Source organism: Pseudoalteromonas sp. B160 (assembly GCF_037162485.1).
GTDB classification, from domain to species: domain Bacteria; phylum Pseudomonadota; class Gammaproteobacteria; order Enterobacterales; family Alteromonadaceae; genus Pseudoalteromonas; species Pseudoalteromonas rhizosphaerae.
Genome location: NZ_JARLUX010000001.1, coordinates 438,489 through 459,157, shown reverse-complemented (window position 1 = coordinate 459,157; position 20,669 = coordinate 438,489). Strand labels below are relative to the sequence as shown.

20 protein-coding genes and 2 pseudogenes are annotated in these 20,669 nt (G+C 40.1%); 18 read left to right on the top strand and 4 right to left on the bottom strand.

Features of this window, described 5'->3' with window-relative positions; all coding sequences use genetic code 11:
* Window positions 1–48 precede the first annotated feature (48 nt).
* Window positions 49–1,068 carry a hypothetical protein gene (locus P4S61_RS02060; RefSeq protein ID WP_182732467.1) on the top strand — a complete coding sequence of 340 codons (1,020 nt, stop codon included), beginning with the start codon at window positions 49–51 and terminating at the stop codon, window positions 1,066–1,068.
* Between the two features lie 11 nt (window positions 1,069–1,079).
* Here P4S61_RS02060 and P4S61_RS02055 read toward each other — a convergent pair whose 3' ends face one another.
* Window positions 1,080–1,322 carry a hypothetical protein gene (locus P4S61_RS02055; RefSeq protein ID WP_182732466.1) on the bottom strand — a complete coding sequence of 81 codons (243 nt, stop codon included), beginning with the start codon at window positions 1,320–1,322 and terminating at the stop codon, window positions 1,080–1,082.
* A gap of 178 nt (window positions 1,323–1,500) precedes the next feature.
* Between P4S61_RS02055 and P4S61_RS02050 the strand changes: the two genes are divergently transcribed.
* Entirely contained in the window at window positions 1,501–1,950 is a 450-nt protein-coding gene (locus tag P4S61_RS02050; protein WP_182732465.1) for a methyltransferase family protein, read from the top strand.
* A gap of 57 nt (window positions 1,951–2,007) precedes the next feature.
* On the opposite strand, the gene queC is transcribed toward P4S61_RS02050, so the two are convergent.
* Window positions 2,008–2,688: a 7-cyano-7-deazaguanine synthase QueC gene (gene queC / locus P4S61_RS02045; protein ID WP_257326361.1), complete on the bottom strand. Its 681-nt coding sequence runs from the start codon at window positions 2,686–2,688 to the stop codon at window positions 2,008–2,010.
* 127 nt (window positions 2,689–2,815) lie between these two features.
* On the opposite strand from queC, the gene queE reads away from it, so the two are divergent.
* The gene (gene queE, locus P4S61_RS02040; RefSeq protein WP_337118872.1) at window positions 2,816–3,481 is read left to right on the top strand and encodes a 7-carboxy-7-deazaguanine synthase QueE; all 666 of its coding nucleotides are present in this window, start codon (window positions 2,816–2,818) and stop codon (window positions 3,479–3,481) included.
* A gap of 161 nt (window positions 3,482–3,642) precedes the next feature.
* Entirely contained in the window at window positions 3,643–4,386 is a 744-nt protein-coding gene (locus P4S61_RS02035) for a class I SAM-dependent DNA methyltransferase (protein ID WP_337117695.1), read from the top strand.
* A 279-nt stretch (window positions 4,387–4,665) separates the two neighbouring features.
* On the opposite strand, the pseudogene P4S61_RS02030 reads toward P4S61_RS02035, so the two are convergent.
* Window positions 4,666–5,594: pseudogene (locus P4S61_RS02030) on the bottom strand (integron integrase).
* 269 nt (window positions 5,595–5,863) lie between these two features.
* On the opposite strand from P4S61_RS02030, the gene P4S61_RS02025 reads away from it, so the two are divergent.
* From P4S61_RS02025 to P4S61_RS02000, 6 genes are all read left to right on the top strand, one after another.
* Window positions 5,864–6,115, top strand: coding sequence for a hypothetical protein (locus P4S61_RS02025; protein ID WP_337117694.1), 252 nt, complete (start codon window positions 5,864–5,866; stop codon window positions 6,113–6,115).
* Window positions 6,115–6,981: an LPO_1073/Vpar_1526 family protein gene (locus P4S61_RS02020; protein ID WP_337117693.1), complete on the top strand. Its 867-nt coding sequence runs from the start codon at window positions 6,115–6,117 to the stop codon at window positions 6,979–6,981. Before P4S61_RS02025 ends, P4S61_RS02020 begins: the two co-directional genes overlap by 1 nt.
* Before the next feature lie 123 nt (window positions 6,982–7,104).
* The gene (locus P4S61_RS02015; protein WP_337117692.1) at window positions 7,105–7,707 is read left to right on the top strand and encodes a GNAT family N-acetyltransferase; all 603 of its coding nucleotides are present in this window, start codon (window positions 7,105–7,107) and stop codon (window positions 7,705–7,707) included.
* Between the two features lie 23 nt (window positions 7,708–7,730).
* A complete protein-coding gene (locus P4S61_RS02010; protein ID WP_337117691.1) occupies window positions 7,731–8,093 on the top strand; it encodes a hypothetical protein in 363 nt (120 codons plus the stop codon).
* Between the two features lie 209 nt (window positions 8,094–8,302).
* Entirely contained in the window at window positions 8,303–9,841 is a 1,539-nt protein-coding gene (locus P4S61_RS02005) for an IS1182 family transposase (RefSeq protein ID WP_337117690.1), read from the top strand.
* A 249-nt stretch (window positions 9,842–10,090) separates the two neighbouring features.
* Window positions 10,091–10,888, top strand: a complete 798-nt coding sequence (locus P4S61_RS02000) for a restriction endonuclease (protein WP_337117689.1) — start codon at window positions 10,091–10,093, stop codon at window positions 10,886–10,888.
* Between the two features lie 146 nt (window positions 10,889–11,034).
* Here the strand turns inward: P4S61_RS02000 and P4S61_RS01995 are convergent, their stop codons facing one another.
* Entirely contained in the window at window positions 11,035–11,163 is a 129-nt protein-coding gene (locus P4S61_RS01995; protein ID WP_259395715.1) for a hypothetical protein, read from the bottom strand.
* Between the two features lie 276 nt (window positions 11,164–11,439).
* Here P4S61_RS01995 and P4S61_RS01990 point away from each other — a divergent pair, with 276 nt between their 5' ends.
* The 8 genes and pseudogenes from P4S61_RS01990 to P4S61_RS01955 all read left to right on the top strand — a co-directional run bounded on the left by P4S61_RS01990 (window position 11,440) and on the right by P4S61_RS01955 (window position 20,654).
* Window positions 11,440–11,715 carry a hypothetical protein gene (locus P4S61_RS01990; RefSeq protein ID WP_337117688.1) on the top strand — a complete coding sequence of 92 codons (276 nt, stop codon included), beginning with the start codon at window positions 11,440–11,442 and terminating at the stop codon, window positions 11,713–11,715.
* Window positions 11,712–12,137, top strand: a complete 426-nt coding sequence (locus tag P4S61_RS01985) for an IS1595 family transposase (RefSeq protein ID WP_337117687.1) — start codon at window positions 11,712–11,714, stop codon at window positions 12,135–12,137. The genes P4S61_RS01990 and P4S61_RS01985 overlap by 4 nt, the downstream gene beginning before the upstream one ends.
* A 14-nt stretch (window positions 12,138–12,151) precedes the next feature.
* A protein-coding gene (locus tag P4S61_RS01980; protein WP_442961540.1) for an IS3 family transposase occupies window positions 12,152–13,695 on the top strand; the annotation gives its coding sequence in 2 pieces (ribosomal slippage) (window positions 12,152–12,629 and window positions 12,629–13,695; 1,545 coding nt in all).
* A 25-nt stretch (window positions 13,696–13,720) separates the two neighbouring features.
* Window positions 13,721–13,999, top strand: coding sequence for a hypothetical protein (locus P4S61_RS01975; RefSeq protein WP_337117686.1), 279 nt, complete (start codon window positions 13,721–13,723; stop codon window positions 13,997–13,999).
* A 73-nt stretch (window positions 14,000–14,072) separates the two neighbouring features.
* Window positions 14,073–15,076: pseudogene (locus tag P4S61_RS01970) on the top strand (transposase).
* Window positions 15,077–15,518: 442 nt separating this feature from the next.
* Window positions 15,519–16,040, top strand: coding sequence for a hypothetical protein (locus P4S61_RS01965; RefSeq protein WP_145241529.1), 522 nt, complete (start codon window positions 15,519–15,521; stop codon window positions 16,038–16,040).
* A 477-nt stretch (window positions 16,041–16,517) separates the two neighbouring features.
* Complete coding sequence (locus P4S61_RS01960; protein WP_182731886.1) at window positions 16,518–17,513, top strand: DUF2268 domain-containing putative Zn-dependent protease; 996 nt, start codon at window positions 16,518–16,520, stop codon at window positions 17,511–17,513.
* A 612-nt stretch (window positions 17,514–18,125) separates the two neighbouring features.
* The gene (locus tag P4S61_RS01955) at window positions 18,126–20,654 is read left to right on the top strand and encodes an excinuclease ABC subunit UvrA (RefSeq protein WP_337118871.1); all 2,529 of its coding nucleotides are present in this window, start codon (window positions 18,126–18,128) and stop codon (window positions 20,652–20,654) included.
* Window positions 20,655–20,669 lie beyond the last annotated feature (15 nt).

Sequence of the window (20,669 nt, the reverse complement as noted above, 5' to 3'; positions counted from 1 at the left end):
ATAACTCATCTTCAGCGCTTTGTGTTAGCGAGTTTACTTGGTTTAGTTATGTCAGATAAAAATAACCACTTTACATCAGTCAAATATACTCATAATGAGCTGCTATATAATTGTGAGCAGCCAATTGCTTATGCACCCATCGTGCAATTGAGTAACGCGAGCTGGGTAGTGCCGCAACATTTTTTACGTTATCAACATACCCTCGAAAGCGTGAACGAAACCCTTGATAAAATTGAGTTTTCAACTCACTTTCGGGTGCTCGCCGCAAAGCAGAATGAGCAAATTTATTTACAAGTGGCCATTCTTAGTCCAGATAATTACCGCAGCACCAAGGCAAAAAAGTTATTATTTGGCCGGCGCTGGTTTGTGGAAGAAAACTTACCTACCTCGGAATTGATCCAAACCGCTTTTTTAGCGTTAAAAATAGCCCGTGAACACGAAGTAAGAGAACTATTTCAACTCGATAGTGAGCAGGGCAGCAGCACGCCGTTTAATAACCATCATGATTTACCTTTATTAGCACAAAACCCGCAATTAACCATGGCTGCTGATCATCAACCGCAAAGTGTCATAAAGTTACTTGCTAGATGTTTATTTGCTGGAGCTGCACTGACTTTAATTACACAACAAAAAATTGCCGATGAGCACATACTTTACACTCTGCGGCTCAATTGTACTGACTGTCAGTTAAGCGAATTTAACGCAAAAACAGTGATTTTTTTAGCCGCAGATACATCTGCAAATGCTTTTTTGCATGGCTTGATGACCGCGTTGGTAGCGATCAGTAATGATTATGTGAATGAACAATTTAAATATGCAGGTTTTGCGCGCTTTAGTAAAAACGTTAATGTAGAGCAAATCGGGGCATTGAGTATTGTGTTGCGTTCGCAGCATGCGTTGCAATTATGCGAACTTGGCAAACAACATGCCGATCAATTAAATTTTGAAATTGACAGCTCTCGTGCTCCACAAGGGTGCGGGCAAGTGATCTGTGGGTTTTTAGCCGCTCATGGAATTGAGCAGCCAGAAAACGCGCATTTATATCCAGATTACTTGCAAGCGCTTTAAACGCGGCGAATTTAAAGTTTATTGATTTCCTGTTTTACGCTGTAACTTGGATCAGTCACGATAGCTTCTAATGTTTGTACACGCTCTTTTAACGCAAGCATTTCAGCATTAACAGCAGCAATTTGATTATTCGACTCTTTATTATCGGTGAGTGTGCGATGTTTAAACTCTAAATGTTTTTTATACATATCGTACATTACCCCAAACCCAACAGAGATAAATACGATCATGACTACCATAGTAGTTCCTGACATGGTGTATTCCTTATTATTTTATATAGTGTGTAAAGTATAACCAGAATGCGCAAATGATGAAGCTGACAATTGTAACTTTATTTGTATCAACATGACCCTCTGCGGTATATTCATCAGTGATACAGTGTGATGAGTGTTTAATTGCATTAACTAATTTTAACAACAACAGTGAGTTACTATGCTAAATAATAAAATCCCTCCGATTATTATAGTGCTTTTTTTTGCTGTGCTGATGGCGGTAATTGCCCATTACAGTGTGATTGATTTCACCACATTTATTTTTTATGTTGCGGTTATTTTACTCACCACAGGCTGTATTTTTTGTATTGCTGGGGTGGTTAGTTTTCGCTTAGCAAAAACCACTGTAAACCCAAATAAACCAGATCAAGCGTCAGCACTGGTTACCACGGGTGTGTACAAAATTTCACGTAATCCAATGTATGTTGGTTTTGCTTTTATACTGGCAGGTTGGGGAGTGTGGTTAACATCACTGTGGGCGTTATTGTGTGTGCTGGGCTTTATTTGTTACTTAACTTGGTTTCAAATTATTCCAGAGGAGCGGGCTCTATTAAAAATATTTGGTCAAGGGTACAGCGATTACAAGTCTCGGGTAAAACGTTGGCTGTAAACTTATCTCAGTTAATAATAAAAAGGCTATCGCGATGATAGCCTTTTTTAATGTGGGTTATTCGTACTCGATTGGATCGGTAATGTTATTAAGGCTAAATGCCTCTAAGCGCTCTTGGCAGGCACCACATTTACCACAGGCTTTTTCACGGCCATTATAGCAAGTCCACGTTTGGCTGTAGTCCAAGCCCATTTTTAAACCATCAGTAAGAATGTCAATTTTGGTGTCATTTAAATACGGGCTGAAAATTTCCACCGCGTCGTAATTAGCAATACGACATAAATCATCCATCTTTTGCACAAATTCAGGACGGCAATCAGGGTAAATAGCATGATCCCCAGAGTGAGCACCGTAATACACTTGGCTTGCTTTGAGTGATACAGCGTAACCCACAGCCAGTGACAGCAAAATCATGTTGCGATTAGGCACTATGGTGCTTTTCATGTTTTCGGCTTCGTAGTGGCCTTCTGGGACATCAATATCATCAGTTAACGATGAGCCACCAATTAACTGATTGATCGCAGAAATATCAACTATCTTATGCGGTACGCCAAGCTTTTCACACACACTGGCTGCAACTTTAAGCTCTTTTACATGACGCTGACCATAGTCAAATGACAGGGCATATACCTCGCGGCCTTGCTGCAGGGCTTTATTTAATACGGTAAATGAGTCCATACCGCCGGAGTAAATCACAACTACTTTTTGCGTCATAACTGTTTTGCTCTTAGTTTTAATAGAGGTTTATATCAGGGCGCGATATACTACACGGCTGGGGCATAAATAACAATTTTCGACCGTGTTTTTTGATTTTTTAAACTATGTTTATGCTCGTAATTAATGCCAAGTAGTGAGTGAGACTCTTTTGTACAAAATTAATGAAATATTTGAAACCATTCAAGGCGAAGCGAGCTTTACCGGCACGCCTTCAATATTTTTACGTTTACAAGGCTGCCCCGTAGGTTGCGCTTGGTGTGACACTAAGCAAACGTGGGAAGTTGATAATGTGTATAAAGTATCACTGGACGACACGGTTGAGAAAAAGGCTGATTCAGATCACTGGGCGGACGCATCAGCTGAGCAAATATTTAACTTGTTTGTCGATCGTGCTTATCGTGCCAAGCATGTAGTGATCACCGGCGGTGAGCCATGCATGTACGACTTAAACCCGGTGTGCGAATTACTTCATGCTAACGGCTACAGCACACAAATAGAAACCAGCGGCACTTTTGAGATTTTAGCCCCAGCACAAACATGGGTGACGGTATCACCGAAAATTAATATGCGTGGCGGCTACGACGTACTTACTTCAACCATGCAACGCGCCGATGAAATAAAACACCCAATCGCGATGCAAAAACACGTTGTAGAGCTTGAAGAGTTATTTGCAAAAACAGGCGTTACCCCCAAGCTTGTTTACCTGCAACCAATTAGCCAAAAAGTCTCTGCAACTAAGTTGGCAATTGAAACCTGTATTGAAAAAAACTGGCGCTTATCAGTGCAAGTACATAAGTATTTAGGGATAAACTAAAACTGCCAGCGGTAAGCTTTAAGTTAATGTGTAAATTAAAAGTTGGGTTGAGTAAAACGAAACCCAACAAATCTCTTTTCGTTCAATCAGCTTCGTTAATGGTGATAATTAGTTTATTATGCGCGGCTTAACGTACCCTCCTACAAATAATTAGGCCTAATATGTCCGCGAACGCGCTATACACAGACCTTTCTGATTACTATGACTTAATGTGCGCAGATATAGATTATCAAGCCCAAAGCTATTTTATTCATAGGCTACAGCAAATCTTTGGTAATAAGGGAAATACGCATCTTGATTTAGCATGCGGAACAGGCCCACATGTTCGTTATTTTATTGATTACGGTTATCAAAGTAGTGGGCTTGATATAAATCAACCCATGCTAGATAGAGCAACTATTCGTTGCCCAGAAGCGCAATTTTCGTTGCAAAATATGAGTGAGTTTGTGATCCCTGAGCAAGTGGATTTAATTACCTGCTTTTTGTATTCAATCCATTACTGCGACGGCATTAATAAATTAGCAGACTGTATTAAAAGCGTACACCATGCACTAAAAGCCGGTGGTATATTTTGCTTTAACGTTGTTGATAAAAATCACATCGATAACGATTCATTTGTAGAGCATAGCGCTGAAAACGCGGGCAGCTTATTCACATTCCGCTCTGGTTGGAATTACAGTGGCAGTGGCGAAAAACAGTCATTAAAGCTCAGTATAAATAAAGCAACAGCAGACGAAACATTTGTATGGCACGACGAGCACCCAATGGTCGCTGTTAGTTTTGCCCAGTTAAAAGAAGCCCTAAAACCTTATTTTGAAATACATGTGTTTGAACATGACTACGAAAAAATAACCCCATGGGGTGAAAGCTCTGGCAATGCCGTTTTTGTGTGCGTAAAAATTTAAATTAGAAAGTTAAGACAATGATTCACAAAAAGATTAAGGGTTAAGAGACGCCGCGTTTTAGAAAAATTCATATAAAGCAAGGAGCTTACAAATAAGCATTGTCCTGTTGAGTGACTCGCTCGTGAGACTGATCAGGCAGCTGATATATATCCCTAGCTAAACCATCAGGGAGTGCTCTGCGGTCTATTTTTTTGCCCTTCTAACAGCAGCAAATCCACATAAGATTATTATCGGGTTTTTGTATTCCCCAAACGCGATACTCCAATAGATAATAAGAACCTAAAGTAGCTGCGACAACGGGCTTTTTACGCCACTGGCACCACTGTTAAGTACATGCGTATAAATTTGCGTGGTGCGAACATCGCTATGGCCGAGTTGTTCTTGCACGGTGCGTATATCTGCACCGGATTCAAGTAAATGGGTAGCGAACGAGTGCCGTAGTGTATGGCAGGTAACATTTTTTGAATTTTTGCCAGCTTTGCTGCCAGCTTAATTGCTTTACGAACCGTTGTTTCATCAATATGGTGGCGTCGCAGCTTTTTACTTTCTGGGTCCATGCTTAACTGGGCAGAAGGAAACAAATATTGCCAGCTCATTTCATAAGGAGCCGCTGGGTATTTTCTAGCTAGTGCATTCGCAAGCCAGACACCGGCATAGTCTGTTGCTTGTTTGTCTCGTTGCCAGTAGTCATTTACCAAGTGACTTTGGCTGCGCAACAACGGCAGTAGTTCGAGTGCTAATGTTACTCTGCGGTTTTTATTGCCTTTGCCCTGCCAAATCATTAATGAGACATAGTCATAATCGACATCTTGTACCCGTAGCCTTACAGCTTCCATTAAACGTAGACCACTACCGTAAAGTAACTGAGCGATAAGTTTATACTTTGGATCCATTGCCAATAATAAACGCTGCATTTCTTCACGGGTCAGTACTACAGGTAATTTAGGTGGCACGAGTGATTTATTAAAATTCATCTCAAGTGATAACGGCCGCTGAATAATATGACGGTATAAAAATACTAAAGCATTTAAAGCCGTTGCCTGAGTTTTCATTGCAACATTACGCTGATTACTTAAATAAGATAAGAATTGCTCAACCTCCGACTCTGCCAATTGCGCTGGATGTTTTTTAGCATGGTATAAAATATAAAATTTTATCCAATATTGGTAAGTGTCTATAGTGCGTTTGGCATAACGACGCGTTGTCATAAAGTCACGGATGGATTCTAAAAATACAGAAGCCATGATCTGCTCCAGTTCTAGCTGTATATATAAACAGTAGTTGTATTTAGTTTTTTTCAACAACTCGCGGGATTATTTCTTGTATTTTACAACAACAAAAAAACAACAAATATAAATCCCTTGATTTACATTTAGATACAGAGTTAGACTGAAAGTATTAAAAAACTCAAAGGATTTTCTGTCTGCAACTTGTGGGTTTAGATCCTTTGAATAAGCTGTTATACGTAAGGAGAATTATGCGCACTATAGTGAGAATATTATCAGTTGTTGCACTAGGTATCGCTGGAACTTGGTTGTATTTCGACCGTAGTTTTGAACCCGCATTAACTACTGTGGTTTCACTATCTGCGCTGATAACATCATTCTTTTTAGGTAGTCCAAAAAGTCACGAAAAACAGTCTCAGAAACTCGGTGACGGTTCAACGGGTATCCAGGCGGGAGGAAATGTAAATATCTCCATGGGCGAAAGAGAGAATAAGGAATTGTGATGCTAGGGGATAAACAAAAACAGGAAGTAGGAACGGATGGTACTGCTATCCAAGCTGGCGGGGATGTAACGTTAACTCAAAATAACGGTTTATCCGTTTCCGAAGTAAAAGAGCTTTGTTTGCTTTTCCTTCGGGATAATTTTCCCGCTTTGAGAGAAGAGGCCATTAATGCCGCTGAGCTTAACGTCCAAAAATTTGCTACTAAACTCGAAGCCAAAATAGTTGAAAATGCACGTGAAATTGATTTGGCGAAATTTACAGATCCAGATGTACAAGCTGCTATCAATGACGCGGTGCAATCCAGTGCGCGAAAAGGGGAGAAATCGAACCCGTCTGTACTTGTGGATTTAATCGCCGAAAGAGCATCAGCTTCAGCTAACGATTTTAAAGATATAGTGCTTTCGGAAGCAGTCACTGTCGTACCTAAAATTACAAGCGAACAGATAGCATATTTATCGTTTATCCACTACATGACCCATGTTGGTATAAATGGACTTCAACATATATCTCAACTTGAACCATATTCACAACGCGCTCTGGCCTCCGTGCGGTCTGGCCTTAATCTTTCTGACTCACAAAAACGTCATATTCAGTATGCTGGTACTTGTTCAATTGCCTCTATGATGGGTATGGATATATATGATGGTTGGATGAGCCAACTATACAAATATATGGGGTATACAGATATTAATACCTTCAAAAGCGACATTGCTCAATTTACACCTACAACAAAACTGCTGCTAGAAGCCTTTGACAAAGATATAAAAGGTGGCCAAGTAACCTTGACCAGCGTTGGGCAGGCTATAGCAATCGCAAATTTATCAACAACATTGGGTAAAATGGATTACTCAATTTGGTTAAAGTAGAAGCGCGTATAACAAGGGGCTGCAATCTGACTCCGCAACCTGTCACTTTTTTGTGCAAAAAACGCACAAAAAGCGCCAGGTCGCTACGCAGTTGAGCCTGGCGTTAGGTCTAAGGAGTAACCTATGCACGATATGTATATCCCAAACAATGAGCTTTCAGAATGGATAAACGAAAGTGATGCAATTAAGAATGCGGTCTTAAGGTGTTATAAAGAAACCATTTCGGATATGACAAATGATGTATTAAATGATCCTCGTTCTCGTCATAACCACCATATTGTTAACCCTGATTTTAACCAAAACCCTAAATACATGATGGGCTTTTTTCCTGATATGGAGAACAATCAATTCATTTTATCTTCGTTATACGTTTTTCCAGAAGAGCGCGGGAAAGGTTTTGGCACAAAATTAGTAAATGCAGCTCAATGTTACGTAACTGATAAAGGTTTTATTCAAGTTGCAGTTGAAGAGGCTGAAATCAAAAATTTAGATAATTTTTATAAGAAACTTGGTTTTATTACCACCGGCGACAAAATACCTAATGACATAGGCAAGGTATACCAAGACTATTTTTGGTCAGGAAAAAAATTGCCCTTAAAAGAGTTGGCAACCGTATTGGTGTGCAACCTCTTTAGACCTAACAAGTCATTTCAGCAGGACAAAAAACAGCTGGTTTTTGCTCGTGCCTCGCTAATTTTAACCAGCTATTTTATTGCCTCTGAATGAGGCGTTAAATGCCCCAAGGAAGTATGAGCATAATATTTAAGAAAGCAGTATTAATCATTTTGTTTATTCCTGCTAGTTTTCATTGGTTAGGGATGTGCTTGCTTGGTTTGACTATTTTTGCGCATGGTACTTTCCGTGATTTCCCTTCATTTTTTATAACCGCAGTAATTTTGGTTGGATTATTTTCACTATCAGTCGCAGTAATAGCTGTGATTCGCTACCCTCAAATAAATAAATTTACCATTTACTCTGTCGGCGCAGGTTGTGCTTCATTATCAATAGCGTTGTACATGGGACTATACGCAGAGCCTTGGTTTTTAGTGTCGGCAATTAGCTTGTGTTTGGGTAGTTTTTTGATTATGGTTGAGTATGTTAGGGGCACTTAACAAGCTAATAAATAAGGACAAAAAACAGTTTGCTGTTTTCGTTCCTCAACATTTTAGCAAACAATATTTTGCCCATTAACAGGGCGTTGAGGCTGTAGAATTACTCTTTTTAGGAACTGGTTCTACACAATTGACTTGATTGTTTTTTGACCTTGAACCCACAGGGTTACTGTGATCTAATAGATATTATTCACCCACGGTAAATTGTTATGGCCAACTACAAGCCTGACTTATCCTGCCAAAATAAATTCATTCCAATCAATTTTGCTGAGCAAATATTGCCAGGTACATTTGAGTATGCGCTTTGTTATATTGTCGAAAATAAACTCGATTTGTCGGGCTTTGACGCGTGGTATAACAATGATAAAACGGGCGCCGCTGCGTATCCTCCTTCAGTGATGCTAAAGATTATTTTACTTGGTTACGCACATGGTTTGGTTAGTAGCCGCCGTATTGCTAAGGCGTGTGAGACGAATATTTTGTTCATGAGTGTGTCGGGTGATATTCAACCTCATTACACATCTGTAGCGGGATTCGTGGCCAAAATGCACGAACAGATTGAACCGCTGTTTACGCAAGTACTGATGATATGCGACGAAGAAGGCTTGATAGGTCGTAACATGTTTGCCATTGATGGATGCAAATTGAAATCGAATGCGAGTAAAGAATGGAGCGGCACATTCGATGAGCTAGGGCGTAAAAAAGCAAAACTAGAACGCGCGAGTAAACGTATTATCGAACGTCACCAATCACAAGATAGCCTGAGCGAAGAGTTGATAACACAGGATTTAAAGCAAAAAGAAAAGCTGGATAAAAGTGCAGATAAAATCACGGAGTTCTTAGCGACCCACGAGGAAAAAACGGGCAGCAAAGGCAAGCCCATTAAAAGTAATATTACCGACCCTGATAGCGCGAAAATGACCACGTCAAAAGGTACAATCCAAGGCTACAACGGGATAGCGATAAATGACGATAAACATCAAATTATACTGCAAGCACAGGCATGGGGTACAGTGGGCGAGCAGCAAACCTTACAGCCAGCGGTTAAGCAATTAAAACAACAGCTCACTAAACTCAATACAAAAAAAGAAGCAGATAATCACACCATAAAGTTTACCGCAGACAGTGGGTTTAACAGCGAAGTGAATCTTGAGTTTATGGCGAAAAGTGGCTTTGATACTTACATTGCGGATAACCAATTTAGAAAACGAAATCCGCTGTTTAAAGAAAGTGAAACTTATGAGACAGAGCAAGAAAAGCGCCGACTAAAACGCAGTAAAGGCAAGCCACGGTTATTTACCTCAGACGACTTCCATTATGATGAGACGACACAAACCTGCCGCTGTCCCGCAGGCAATGAAATGTGGCGAAACGGTATAAATGTAAACAGCCACAACCAAAAATATACGCGATTCTGCGGTTACTTAAAAGATTGCAAGGTATGCCCACTGCAACAGCAATGTATGCGAAAGCCACCTATAAAAACAGGACGGCAAGTTCAGTTTAAAAATGATGAATCGCGTAAAAAGCTAAGCTACATCGACAAAATGAAGGTCAAAATAGACAGCCCAATCGGGCGACGACAGTACAGCAAACGACTTGGCTGTATAGAGCCAGTGTTCGGGAATATTACAGTTAACAAAGGCATGAATAAATTGACCTTACGCGGTCAAACGAAAGTGAATGCCCAATGGCAACTGTATTGCTTAGTTCATAATATAGAAAAGCTGCAAAACAGGACGCATTAATAAAGGTAAGCTGCTACCTCTCCAAATAAGCCACTTAAACACCTGTCATACCTTCCAAAACGCCCATTAAAGCAACAGCAAATCCTCTTTTTATATTTTACGTAAAATCGAAGTAACCGATTGAATCAAAATAGGAACTCGGCTATGGTTAATACATCAATAAAAATAAATTAAAAACGAGTTATTCTACAGCCTCGTTAGCATCCACTATAACTACGGCGTCAACATTAAAGATGTATGGATTAAAAAATGAGTGATACAGCTGATTGGTACCAGTTTCAGGAAGAGATTTGCAGCTACTTCACTTCAATTGGCGCGGTCGCGAGCACCAATGTGACTATGCAGGGAGTAAGAACTAAGCATGACATTGATGTTTTAGTAACCACGAAGTTCTTAGGTGAAGATTTAACCTGGATAGTAGAAGCGAAGAAATGGAAAAAGAAGGTAAACAAACTTCAAGTTCTTGGCCTTAGAACAATAGCAGAAGATATTGGTGCCGATAGAGCATTTATTATCTCCGAGGCTGGCTTTCAAAGTGGTGCATATGAAGCGGCAGAAAATACAAATGTTAAGCTTAAAACCTTTGAAGAACTAAAAATAGATACTCGTGAGTTAGTCGAAGAAGAAATCATAAAGACTTATAAAAAACGTCTTGAAATCCTAGAAATACGATATTGGTCACATAGTAAAGCAACCAGAAAAGAATATGGGCTCCGAGGTGAAATTTGGGATTACCCTATTAATTTTTCAGGCCAAGGTCTTTTGCGGACAGCTCACTGCGCAGTTATAGAGGCTATTAGAAAAAACTACCCTATCGACCTAGAGACGTATTACGAGGAAAAGAAAGGTGAGCTAGTTGCGCATAATTTCCAGCAGCTTATAAATTGGCTAAACCTTAACCTCAACCATCTAGACGAAAAGATCTTGAGGGCAGAAGCCCGCATGATTCAGGATAATAAGTTTAATCCTGATATCTGGTTTAAAGAAAACGGCGAAAAATCTACAGTAGAAATGATTGCTGGAAGCTATGACAAAAGCCTCAGATGAATAATGCTAACAAGGCGCTGCTGTCGGACAAATTTTCCGCTGCGCTCCAAATTTGCCGCAGAGCGCGGCGTTAGGGTTTTCTCAATGTTCAAGCGTATACCGAAACAATGGAGTGAATATCGGCGACGAAATTGGATAGCCTTAGCCTATTTAATATTTGGTCTTCCGCTCAACTTTGCGATTGCCGCAATTCTAAGTAATTTTATAAGTTCGGCAATCGTTGCTGTTTTAGCTTTTTTACTTTGGGTGTTTTTCTTAGGTAGATTTGCTTTCAAAATTACTCGTTTTCCATGTCCTCGCTGTTCCTTACCGTTTATCGCAAATCAAAATGTTTCATTTGTTAAAAAACGATGTTGTAATAACTGCGGGCTTGGGTTGTATGAAAAGCCCTAACAAGTCGTGAAAGCAGGACAAAAAAGAAAGTAAAAAAGGACAGGCACATTTTTTTGCAAAAATCATAGCATCAACTACTGTTATTACATGGCTATGTTGTATTTCAGTGTTGGTGAACTATATTCAATATACTGAAACCTAAAAACGGTAGGTGCAACATGGCTTCCAAGCAGTTTCAAAATATACTACATCACATTACCAACTTAAATTACGCTCAACTTAAAAAGCTTCGCCACGAAGTTGAATCAAATATTGCCACTAACCAAGTAGGTCAAGCTATTGCCGACCATGAGGAATCAATATCTCATTGCCCCCATTGTGATTCACATAATCTAAATCGTTGGGGAATGACAAAGCAAGAATTCAGCGCTTTAAGTGTAAATCATGCAACAAAACATTTAATGCACTTGCAGACTCACCACTTTACCGAATGAAAAAGGCTGAGAAGTGGATCGAATATACCAAATTAATGTGGGAAGGCGTATCCCTTAGAAAATCAGCTAAAGCTTTGGATATAACACTTAGAACGTCATTTCGTTGGCGACATATGTTTATTAAAGCCCCTGCCAGCTTTAATCCTTCAGTACTAACGGGTGTTATTGAAGCTGATGAAACATCTTTACCAGAATCTTTTAAAGGTAAGAGGGCTATTAACCGTAAGTCACGTAAACGTGGTGGTGGAAAAATCGAAAAAGTTCCTATTTTCATTGCTCTTGATCGTAGTGGTGCTATATCTCACAAGGTTTTAGAACGAAATACAAAAGAAAATATTCAAGCACAATTGAAGCCTTTATTATCATCAGGCTCAGTGCTTTGTACCCCCTGTGTCAGGATAGTTGTCGCCTCTAACTTTTAATAGAGGCAGATAAAATGAGACGTCGATTTACTCAAGAATTTAAAGTTCAAGCTGTTGAAAAAGCATTATCTCAATGTGATGATGTTCGTCTAGAAGATATTGCTGATGATTTAGGCGTCGGCTATTCAACACTACAACGGTGGATTGCACTTGCTAAAAACCATGAACTTGAAACTAAAAATAACGGTAGTCACATGACAACAGAAAAACGCCCTCATGACTGGAGCTTAGAAGACAGGCTCAACGCCATTATTGAATGTGCGAGTTTAGATGAAACAGCTCTTAATGAATATTGTCGTGCTAAAGGACTTTACCCGCATCATATTCAACAATGGAAGCAAGATTTTGCTAAAGGGCCAGCAACGAAGCCTGTAAAATCAGACAGCAAGCAGCTCAAACAAGAAATTAAGCAGCTTCAAAAAGAGCTTAATCGTAAAGATAAAGCATTAGCAGAAACAGCCGCTTTACTTGTACTCAAAAAAGCAGATGCGCTTTGGGGTTTCAACGAGGACGATTAACCAGCTCAACTGAACGCCATGAATTGATAAAGCTCATTAAAGACGCTCAGAAATCAGGGGCAAGGCAAGCAAAAGCATGTGAGTTACTTGGTTTAACGACAAGAACAATCCAACGCTGGATTGAAGCTGAAGATATGATAGATAAGCGGACAAGTACGATAAAACGACCACCTAATAAGCTAACTGAATTAGAGCAACAGCGTATAATTAAGACGGTTAATTCAATAGAGTACGGGCATTTACCACCCTGCAAGATAGTCCCTAAACTATTGGATAAAGGTGTGTGGATAGCATCAGAAAGTTCGTTTTATCGCGTTATGAAATCACATAACTTACTAACACACAGAGAAAAAGTAAAACCAAATAAAAAGATAAAAAAGCCAAAAGCGCTCAAGGCAACACGTGCAAACGAAATTTATACATGGGATATCACGTATTTGCCGACAGCAGTTAAAGGTCAGTTTTTATACTTATATTTAGTGATGGATATTTATAGTCGAAAAATAGTTGGTTGGCAGGTTCATGACACACAACTAAGCACACTGGCGGCTGATTTAATGGTAGATATTTGCAGGCGAGAGCAGGTAAAACCTGAGCAAGTCACGTTGCACTCAGATAATGGCAGTCCAATGAAAGGAGCAACGTTATTAGCGACATTGCAGGAGTTAGGGATTGTGCCTTCATTTAGCCGACCATCTGTGAGTAACGATAATCCGTATTCTGAGTCATTATTTAAAACATTAAAGTATCGCCCAGAATACCCTGAAAAAGCCTTCGAAGATATCGCGAGCGCAAGGAAATGGGTTAACGGATTTGTAGATTGGTACAACGATGAACATTTACATAGCGGTATTAAGTTTGTCACGCCAAATCAGCGTCATTTAGGTTTAGATAAAGCGATCCTAGCGGAACGTCATCGGGTTAATGAAATAGCGAAATTACAGAATCCAAGTCGTTGGTCAGGAAAGTCTCGAAATTGGACAATGATCAATGAAGTAAATTTGAATCCAGAGAAAAAAGAAGAAGTGCGGGCGGCATAAAATTTAACTTGATGCGACAACTAACTTGAAAAACTCCGGTACTGATGGAAACTTATCGTATAAAGGTATTGCTAAAGAACTCGACATTGACCATAAACGTTTGATTGGGTTGGATAACCAAAGAGTGGTAGAAGGTATTTACCATATCCAAACACTTAATAATTATATGATGCGATGGAAGGCATGGTTAAGACGTTTTAATGGCATTGGTACAGACTACATTGAGAATTATTTAAGCTGGTTTAGGTTTATGGAAGATAACACTGAGTATTCAGATCAAACATGGATAAAAGAGGCATTATGATATGAATTTTTAATACCCACACTCAACTACAACATAGCCTATTACATACAGTATCTGATGAAGTTGATATATTATGACTCGCGCAAGAAAAAAGCTTATTGATTTAGCATCGACATCTTATTATCACTTAATCTCACGATGCGTGAGACGTGCATTCTTGTGTGGTGATGATAAATACACAGGTAAAAACTTTGATCATCGTAGGGAGTGGTTAGTAGAGCGAATTAAGTTATTAAGTAGTGTGTTCGCCATTGAAGTTGCTGCCTACGCGATTATGAGCAATCACTACCACCTTGTTGTGAACGTCAATAGGCGTCAAGCACTTGATTGGTCCGATGATGAAGTAATTAAACGCTGGTATCAGCTTTATAACGGCCACTTTTTAGTCGACCGCCACTTAAAAGGTGAGCAGTTAGATAAGCCAAGTTTGCTCTTTTTTAATGAGATCATCGCTAAATGGCGAGAAAGATTGTATGACATCAGCTGGTATATGAAAAACCTCAATGAGTACATTGCCCGCGAGGCCAATAAAGAAGATAACTGCACGGGTAAGTACTGGGAAGGGCGCTATAAGTCGCAAGCATTATTAGATGAAACCGCAGTGCTCAGTTGCATGGCCTACGTTGATTTGAACCCTATCAGAGCAAACATAGCCGATACGCTTGAAGACAGTGATTTCACCTCAATTCAAGAACGTATAGCGCACTTTAAAGCCTTTACCACAGACACGGTTAAAGCGAATAAGCTTCTCAAACAAAAAGATAATATTCAGCATGAAAGCCAACCAGCACAGTTAAAACCATTTGGCGGCAATCACATTAAACACACGATCCCCTTTGCCTTACTGGATTATATTGAATTAGTCGACTGGAGTGGCCGCCACATAGATCCAAAGAAAAAGGGCATATCAACAAAACTATGCCAAAAGTGCTCCTGACTTTGAATATAGAAGAGGCACAATGGCTTGAATCAATTCAACGTTTTAGGCAGCAGTACTCAAATTTTGCAGGCAGCAAACAACGGTTAAAGCAGCAAGCCGCCAGTAATGATGTAAAATGGTACAAAGGCACAGGCTGAACAGTTGCATCATTATTAGGTTGTTTTAAAAATACACTATTGAACAAAGCGACGGCCTAGCTTCGCCTAAAATTCTTTCCAAGCACCTCAATTCTAAGCTCTGTAACTAACACTAATAGTGTGCAAAAAATAATGATACGGTTACCTATGACGGGAGAGGTGCTAAATTCTCTGACACAAAATATGTGTCTGTCCTTTTTATTGTTTTCACCTCTGCAAATAAGCCACTTAAACACCTGTCATACCTTCCAAAACGCCCATGAAAGCAACAGTAAATCCTCTTTTTATATTTTACGTAAAATAGAAGTAACCGATTGAATCAAAATAGGAACTCAGCTATGGTTAATGCATCAATAAAAATAAATTAAAAACGAGTTATTCTACAGGCTCGTTATGTTTACATTCGTAGCTTGATGGCTATGTTGATATCAAAGAGAGAAGTATGAAATTATTATATGTATTTATGTTATTTATCATTACTGGTAATTCACAGGCAGAAGAATTAAAAAAAATCGAAGCGCTTGGTGGAAAAGTGTCAATTCTTGCCCCACAAAACTTTGGGAAAATGCCTTCTGATATCCTAGAAATAAAATACCCGGCATCAAGAAGACCTAGTGAAGTATTAAGTGATAAAACGGGAGGTGTAACATTAGCCTTTAATCACACAAACAACGCAATGCAACCATCACAAGTTAAAGATGCTCACAAATCCATATCCAAAATGTTTCATAGCATGTACCCGTCAGCAACTTGGTTAAGAGATGAGGTAATTGTTCAAAATGGTAAAACCTTTATGGTTATGGAATTAATCACTCCCGCAATAGATACCAAAATCCATAACATTATGTACGGCACTTCTGTTGATGGGCGTTTTTTATTAGCGGCATTTAATACTACCACTGAACAGGCTGACGAGTGGTTACCTATAGGTAAGAGAATAATGACTTCACTGTCTATAAAGTAAACATAACACATATGAGCCTTAACTCTATCAATAGGCACTAGTATTTTATTTGACCGTTTTTATTCAGTGACGGTCAATTCTAAACCAATAAACAAATTCGTTTACTTCGTCTGTCGATGTGGCTGTTAAGCAAGTAGCTTATGGCAAATACATATAAGGGGCGCTGCGCAATAATCCTTACGTTATTAGCACAGCATTTACTTATACTCCTTTAAAGCGCAGCACCTCTTAACCTATTTGTGAATAATTCAATTAAAAGTTTTTTGCACAAAGAGCAGAGAAAGAGAAGTAAATGAGGGTTATTTTAAAGGCTAATATCAGCATGCGTAAAACACGATGCATTAATAAAGGTAAGCCCTGATCACCTCAATAAGCCACTCAAACACTTTTCAAAACGCCAATTAAAGCAACAGCAAATCCTGTTTTATATTTTATGTGAAAGTCAGTTGTCGATTGAATCAAAATAGGAACTCGGCTATGGTTTATGCATCAATAAAAATAAAAACGAGTAATTTTGCAGGCTCGTTAACCTTACTGAGATTATTTATCAGAATTATGCGAAATTTTTCTAAAATTCATCTACTAACAATACTTGTATTTGGGATATTGTCATTTAAAACACTTGCCCACGACCAACCAGGTGCCTACGAAATAATTAATCTTGCTGATGATTTTTACTCTGTATATCAGTCAAGCAAAAAGTTATCCCCTGAAAAGAGAGCAGAGCGGTTTTCACAATATTTTACCACTCAGTTTGAACCCTTTTATAGTAATAAGAACTTTGTTAAATCCATTGAAAGTTTCAGTGAGATAGAAAAAGTATACTTATTAAAAAGCAATCAGCTATCTAAGGATTTAAATGGCAGCATGAAGTCATTTATTGCTACTTTTGCAGATTTTAAATCTGAAACACCAATATATATACTTCATTCGCTCGGTAGGTTTAATGGTGCAACACGTGATTTGAAGGGTAAGTCTTACTTAATGTTTGGTGTAGATCTAATGGCTAAATACCATAACTGGAATAATGACACCCCATTTTTTCATCATGAGTTATTTCATGTCTATCATGAAAACTTTTTTCAATGTAATGATGAACTCTGGTGCTCGCTTTGGACTGAGGGCTTAGCAACGTACGTGTCACACCAGTTGAATTCGTCCGCGAGTAATGATGAATTGATGCTAAACATACCTGACAGTATGATTAAAAATGTCCGCTCTAGACTGCTTTATTCGCTTACTGATCTTAAGAGAAAGTTTTACTCCAAAAACCCTGAAATATATTCCTCATTCTTCAATTTCAGAAAGGATGAGACAAATTTGCCATATCGCAGAGGTTATTACTTAGGCTATATTTTAGTTAAAGAAATAGGCAAAGATTACAGTATAGAAGAGTTGGCTAAAATGGAGAAAAAGACCGTAGAGCTATTATTACTAAAAGAACTTGATTCATTCATTGAATCGGAAGGCTAACAAATAATTAAACTGGGACTTAAAACAGTTTATTTTCTTCGTTCCTCAAAATTTTAACAAACTATTTTAAGCTCGTTAATGTCGATATTGGTGCGTCAGGCTAGGCTTGATCCATCTTACATAGTGTAAGGCCCTGTCGGGTAAGGTTTAACCAACCACCTGTATTGAGTTTTGCGCATTTGGCGGAGTGCGGCATTAGCAATGGCTTTTCAGCTGTGAAGACTGCACCACACGAACAAGATTGGTGAAGCGTACACAGAGAATTATGCAGGCCATAGGGGTTATCGTGATCCTGAAGTGCTGGTATCGCTCCGATAAATATTAGATCTGACTGACGAGGTTTGCAACCCCATCGAAGTCCATGCAAAACAGCCGTATTGGTAAGGCTATGGCGAGTCAGCGGGTTTTAAAGCCGTGGCATGTATAAAGAGATGGTTTGAGATGTTATGGCTCTTTCATTAGGTAAGGAGTCAAGTCTGACTTATCCTGCCAAAATAAATTCATTCCAATCAATTATGCTGAATAATTTTAGCCTTGCTAATTTATCATCAACCTCCATATCTATAAAACCGTAAGGTGGTTTTTTTATGCCAACACGCTACAAAAAAGGAGATAATAATCGTTCGACAAAAAAACAAACCTAGTCGTATTGAGCCTGATGAATGTATCCAAGTTAGAGGTGCACGGGTTCACAACTTAAAAAACATCGATGTTGATTTGCCCCGTAATGCCTTGGTGGTTTTTACTGGTATTTCTGGCTCAGGAAAGTCGTCATTGGCCTTTGGCACTTTGTTTGCTGAATCTCAGCGTCGTTACCTAGATTCTGTTTCGCCTTATGCCCGTCGCTTGATTGATCAAGTAGAGGAGCCAGATGTTGATTCAATCGAAGGGTTACCGCCAGCAGTAGCACTGCAACAGCAGCGAGGAACTCCATCGGTGCGTTCATCTGTTGGTAGTGTTACCACGATTTCTAATGGCTTGCGCATGCTTTATTCCCGTGCAGGGCAATATCCAACAGGTCAAAATATACTTTACGCTGACGCCTTCTCGCCAAATACCCCAGAGGGCGCTTGTGAGCGATGCCATGGTATAGGTCGTGTATTTGAAGTGACAGAGAAGTCGTTGGTACCAGATGACAGCAAGACCATTAGGGAACGCGCTATCGCGGCATGGCCGCCAGCATGGCAAGGGCAAAACTTATTGCGTATTTTGATTGCATTGGGCCATGAAGTTGATATTCCCTGGAAAAAATTGCCGCAAAAAACGCGGGATTGGATCTTGTTTACCGATGAAACCCCTGAAGTGCCGGTTTATCGAGACTACAATATTAGCCAAATACGAGAGGCAATTGATAAAGGGGAAAAGCCCAATTACATGGGGACCTATACAAGCGCCAAGCGTTTTATTTTGCAGTCATTTGCTACTACGCAAAGCCCGCGCACCAAAAAGCGGGTGTCGCAGTTTATGCAGATTTCTCAATGCCCCGAATGTCAGGGGAAAAAACTCAAACAAGCGTCACTGTCGGTTAAATTTGCTGGACTTGATATTGGTGAATTGTCGCAATTGACGCTGACTGAGTTGGCGTTGCGGTTAAAGGATACTGCTAATAGCAAGCCCGACGATAACACCGTTAATCGAGAAAAAGCCATCGTCGCACAGCGCATTGCCAGCGATATTCTTACTCGTGTTGAAGCGCTTACTCGACTTGGTTTGGGTTATTTGTCGCTTGAACGTGGTACGCCCACGTTATCTCCGGGCGAACTACAGCGCCTGCGCCTTGCAACGCAGATCCGCTCTCAATTATTTGGTGTCGTTTACGTATTAGACGAACCCTCAGCCGGTCTGCATCCCGCTGATACTCAAGCATTGCTAGGTGCCTTAGATGAATTAATCGCAGCGGGTAATTCAGTATTTGTGGTAGAGCATGATGTTAGCGTTATTCGCCATGCAGATTGGATTGTTGATGTAGGTCCCAATGCTGGAACCCATGGCGGAGAAATTATTTACAGTGGTCCGCTTGAGGGCTTACGCGAGGTAACCGAGTCTCACACTGGTCGATTTGTGTTTAATAAAGATGACAGTGCAGCACATAGGCCAAGACAGCCGAATGCTTGGCTCAAATTAGTTCAGGTTAAGCGAAACAACCTGAAGAATATCGACATTGAGTTTCCGCTAGGGCTTATGACTAGCGTTACCGGTGTATCGGGTTCAGGAAAATCGAGTTTAGTCAGTCAGGCGCTGGTGGAGCTTGTGTCTGATGCCCTTGGTCAGCAAAATACCGTCGAGGCACCCAATGATGAGACTGATTTACTTGAGGAAGAATTAGAAATCGCCACCAGCGGTAAAATTGTTGATGGCATACAGCACATCCGACGTTTAGTGACCGTGGATCAGAAAGCTATTGGCCGCACACCACGCTCAAACCTTGCCACTTACACCGGTTTGTTTGATCATGTACGTAAGCTATTCGCCGCCACACCCAAAGCAAAAGCGAGGCGCTACAACGCAGGGCGTTTTTCGTTTAATGTAGCTAAGGGGCGTTGTTCGAATTGTGAAGGTGTAGGATTTGTGAGTGTCGAATTGTTGTTTTTGCCTAGTGTTTATTCGCCTTGTCAGGTATGCCAAGGGCAGCGTTACAATGACGAAACGCTCGATATTACTTATCGAGATAAAAATATCGCTGAAGTGCTTAATTTAACCGTTGAAACTGCCCGTGAATTTTTTATGGATGAGCCTTTAATAGCGCGCGCTTTGGATGCCTTGTTGCAAGTGGGGCTCGGCTACTTAAGGCTTGGTCAGCCTGCTACCGAATTATCGGGCGGTGAAGCGCAACGGATAAAATTAGCTACTGAGTTGCAACGGGCGCAACGCGGTGACACCTTGTATATTCTCGATGAACCCACTAATGGCCTTCATCCCGCAGATGTTGCTATGTTGATGTTGCAATTAAATGGTCTGGTAGACGCAGGTAACACCGTAATCATGGTTGAACACGATATGCAGGTCGCGAGCCGTAGTGACTGGGTCATTGATATTGGTCCTGGTGCGGGCGATGAAGGTGGGAATATTGTTGCTCAAGGACCACCGGCCAATGTCGCTAAGTCAAAGGCCAGCCAAACAGCACCCTTTTTGTCGCCTTAGCATTAGCCTGACTTT

Excerpts from the sequence above, each read along its gene's own strand:
- P4S61_RS02060 (WP_182732467.1), top strand. The coding sequence starts at position 49 with ATGTCAGATAAAAATAACCACTTTACATCAGTCAAATATACTCATAAT.
- P4S61_RS02055 (WP_182732466.1), bottom strand. The coding sequence starts at position 1,322 with ATGTCAGGAACTACTATGGTAGTCATGATCGTATTTATCTCTGTTGGG.
- P4S61_RS02050 (WP_182732465.1), top strand. The coding sequence starts at position 1,501 with ATGCTAAATAATAAAATCCCTCCGATTATTATAGTGCTTTTTTTTGCT.
- P4S61_RS02035 (WP_337117695.1), top strand. The coding sequence starts at position 3,643 with ATGTCCGCGAACGCGCTATACACAGACCTTTCTGATTACTATGACTTA.
- P4S61_RS02025 (WP_337117694.1), top strand. The coding sequence starts at position 5,864 with ATGCGCACTATAGTGAGAATATTATCAGTTGTTGCACTAGGTATCGCT.
- P4S61_RS02020 (WP_337117693.1), top strand. The coding sequence starts at position 6,115 with ATGCTAGGGGATAAACAAAAACAGGAAGTAGGAACGGATGGTACTGCT.
- P4S61_RS02015 (WP_337117692.1), top strand. The coding sequence starts at position 7,105 with ATGCACGATATGTATATCCCAAACAATGAGCTTTCAGAATGGATAAAC.
- P4S61_RS02010 (WP_337117691.1), top strand. The coding sequence starts at position 7,731 with ATGAGCATAATATTTAAGAAAGCAGTATTAATCATTTTGTTTATTCCT.
- P4S61_RS02005 (WP_337117690.1), top strand. The coding sequence starts at position 8,303 with ATGGCCAACTACAAGCCTGACTTATCCTGCCAAAATAAATTCATTCCA.
- P4S61_RS02000 (WP_337117689.1), top strand. The coding sequence starts at position 10,091 with ATGAGTGATACAGCTGATTGGTACCAGTTTCAGGAAGAGATTTGCAGC.
- P4S61_RS01990 (WP_337117688.1), top strand. The coding sequence starts at position 11,440 with ATGGCTTCCAAGCAGTTTCAAAATATACTACATCACATTACCAACTTA.
- P4S61_RS01985 (WP_337117687.1), top strand. The coding sequence starts at position 11,712 with ATGAAAAAGGCTGAGAAGTGGATCGAATATACCAAATTAATGTGGGAA.
- P4S61_RS01965 (WP_145241529.1), top strand. The coding sequence starts at position 15,519 with ATGAAATTATTATATGTATTTATGTTATTTATCATTACTGGTAATTCA.
- P4S61_RS01960 (WP_182731886.1), top strand. The coding sequence starts at position 16,518 with ATGGTTTATGCATCAATAAAAATAAAAACGAGTAATTTTGCAGGCTCG.